Annotated in this window: 2 protein-coding genes; both read left to right on the top strand. The window is 72.7% G+C overall.

The window, feature by feature from the left end; genetic code table 11:
• On the top strand, positions 1 to 1,406 hold a 1,406-nt coding region (locus VBO01S_RS31190), incomplete at its 5' end, for a cobaltochelatase subunit CobN (protein ID WP_174543727.1).
• Entirely contained in the window at positions 1,403 to 2,461 is a 1,059-nt protein-coding gene (locus tag VBO01S_RS31185; protein ID WP_062483017.1) for a magnesium chelatase ATPase subunit I, read from the top strand. The genes VBO01S_RS31190 and VBO01S_RS31185, both read left to right, overlap by 4 nt.
• The last annotated feature ends 84 nt before the right edge of the window (positions 2,462 to 2,545 follow it).

Genomic DNA, 2,545 nt, shown 5'->3' with positions numbered 1-2,545 from the left:
AAGCGGGCGCCTGCCCGCCCGGGCTGCCGTGCACCGCCGCCGTGATGGGCCGCATCGCGCACCGTCTCGCGCCCGCGCTCGATGCGTGCGGCGCAGAAGAACTGCGTCAGCTGTCGCGCGCACTGCAAGGCCGCTTCGTGCCGCCGGGCCCGAGCGGCTCGCCTTCGCGCGGCCGGCCCGACGTGCTGCCGACCGGGCGCAACTTCTACGCGGTCGACACGCGCGCCATCCCCACGCCCACGGCCTGGATGCTCGGGCTCAAGTCGGCCGCGCAGCTGGTCGAACGCCATCTGCAGGAGCACGGCGACTACCCCGTGGCGCTGGGCCTGTCGGTCTGGGGCACGGCCACCATGCGCACCGGCGGCGACGACCTGGCGCAGGCCTTCGCGCTCATCGGCGTGCGGCCCAAGTGGGCACCAGGCAGCCAGCGCGTGGTCGATTTCGAAGTGCTGCCAACGGTCGGCATCGGCCGTCCGCGCATCGATGTCACGCTGCGCATCTCGGGCTTCTTCCGTGACGCCTTTCCCAACGCCGTGCAGATGTTCGACGCGGCCGTGCAGGCCGTGGCCGCGCAGGAGGACGAAGACGCCGAGCGCAACCCGATCCGCGCCCGCATCCTGCGCGAGGCCGCCGCGCTCGAAGCGCAGGGCGTGGCGCCCGGCGAGGCGCGCACGCAGGCCGGCTGGCGCGTGTTCGGTTCCGCGCCCGGCAGCTACGGCTCGGGCCTGCAGCCGCTGTTCGACCACGGCGACTGGCAGACCGACGACGACCTGTCGAAGGCCTACGTCGGCGGCAGCGCCCATGCCTACGGCCAGGGCAGCGACGGCGTGCCCGCCGGCGATGCGCTGGTGCGCCGGCTGCGCGCCATGAACGTCGTGCTGCAGAACCAGGACAGCCGCGAGCACGACCTGCTCGACTCCAACGACTACTACCAGTTCCAGGGCGGCATGGCCGCCGCCGTGCGCCACCTGAGCGGGCAGCAGCCCGCGATGTACCACGGCGATCATGGCAACCCGCAGGCCCCGCGCGTGCGCACGCTGAAGGAAGAAATCAGCCGCGTGATCCGCGCGCGCGTGGTCAACCCCAAGTGGATCGACGGCGTGAAGCGCCACGGCTACAAGGGCGCCTTCGAGATGGCTGCCACGGTCGACTACCTCTTCGGCTTCGACGCCACCGCGCGCGTGGTGGGCGACCACCAGTACGCGATGGTGGCCGACGCCTACGTGCTCGACGCCGCCACCCGCGACTTCGTGAACGCGCACAATCCGCGCGCGCTGCAGGACATGCTCAACCGCCTGCTCGAAGCCATGCAGCGCGGCCTTTGGCAGTCGCCTGGCGACTACAAGGACCAATTGGAAAGCCTGCTGCTCGACCACGAGCAGCAGATGGAAGGAAGCCCCCGATGACCACAGCCGCCCCGATGCCGGTGCCGTTCCCCTTTGCCGCGATCGCCGGCCAGCCGCAACTGCGCCAGGCGCTCTTGCTGGCCGCGGTCGATCCCGCGCTGGGCGGCGTGCTCATCGAAGGCCCGCGCGGCACCGCCAAGACCACGGCCGCGCGCGCGCTCGCCGAGCTGCTGCCCGGCGCGCCCTTCGTCACGCTGCCGCTGGGCGCGAGCCTCGAAAGCCTCGTGGGCACGCTCGACTTGGGGCAGGCGCTGGCCGGCCACGAACTGAAATTTGCGCCCGGCCTGCTGGCGCGCGCGCACGGCGGCGTGCTGTACGTCGACGAGATCAACCTGCTGCCCGACGCGCTCATCGACTCGCTGCTCGACGCGGCGGCCAGCGGCGTCAACGTGGTGGAGCGCGACGGCATCTCGCACCGGCATGCTGCGCGCTTCGTGCTCGTGGGCACCATGAACCCGGAAGAGGGCACGCTGCGCCCGCAGCTGCTTGATCGCTTCGGCCTGTGCGTGCGGCTGCGCAACCTGCAGGATGCGGCCGAGCGCCAGGCCATCGTGCGTGCGCGGTTGGCCTTCGACGCGGACCCGCAAGGCTTTCGCGCGGCGCATGCGAAGGAAGAGGCCGAACTCGCGGCAGCGCTGGGGCGTGCGCGCGCGCGCGTGGCGGACGCGGCGGCCTTGCCGTATGGCGATGCGGTGCACGAAGCCGTCGGCGCGCTGTGCATCGCGGCCGGCGTGGATGGCCTGCGTGCCGACCTCGTGATGCTGCGCTCGGCGCGTGCGCTGGCGGCGTGGGAAGGCGCGGCATCGATCACCGACGACCATGTGCAGCGCGTGGCCGAAGCGGTGCTGCTGCATCGGCGCCATCCGGCGGCCGACGCGGCCGTGGCGCCTCCGATGGCGCCACCCGCACCTCATCGCAACCCGGGTGACACGCCTGCACGCGATGCCGGCGATGGCGACTGGGGTGCGATGCCGCCCGAGCCCGTCGGCATCGAGCGCGTGAAGCCGCTGCGCCCGCTGATCTCCGCGCAGCAGGCCGCCCCAAAAAAAGCCTGAGCCTCCGGGACGCCGCACCCGCTGGCGCACGCCAGGGTGACCGGAGGCAGGGCACGCAACGGGACGCCTGGCACGGCGCCGCCG

It is taken from the genome of Variovorax boronicumulans NBRC 103145 (assembly GCF_001591345.1).
Classification (GTDB): domain Bacteria; phylum Pseudomonadota; class Gammaproteobacteria; order Burkholderiales; family Burkholderiaceae_C; genus Variovorax; species Variovorax boronicumulans.
This window is presented reverse-complemented; position numbering and strand designations above follow the sequence as displayed.

Bases quoted from the DNA above. Each gene is read 5' to 3' on its own strand.
- VBO01S_RS31185 (WP_062483017.1), top strand. From the start codon at position 1,403: ATGACCACAGCCGCCCCGATGCCGGTGCCGTTCCCCTTTGCCGCGATC.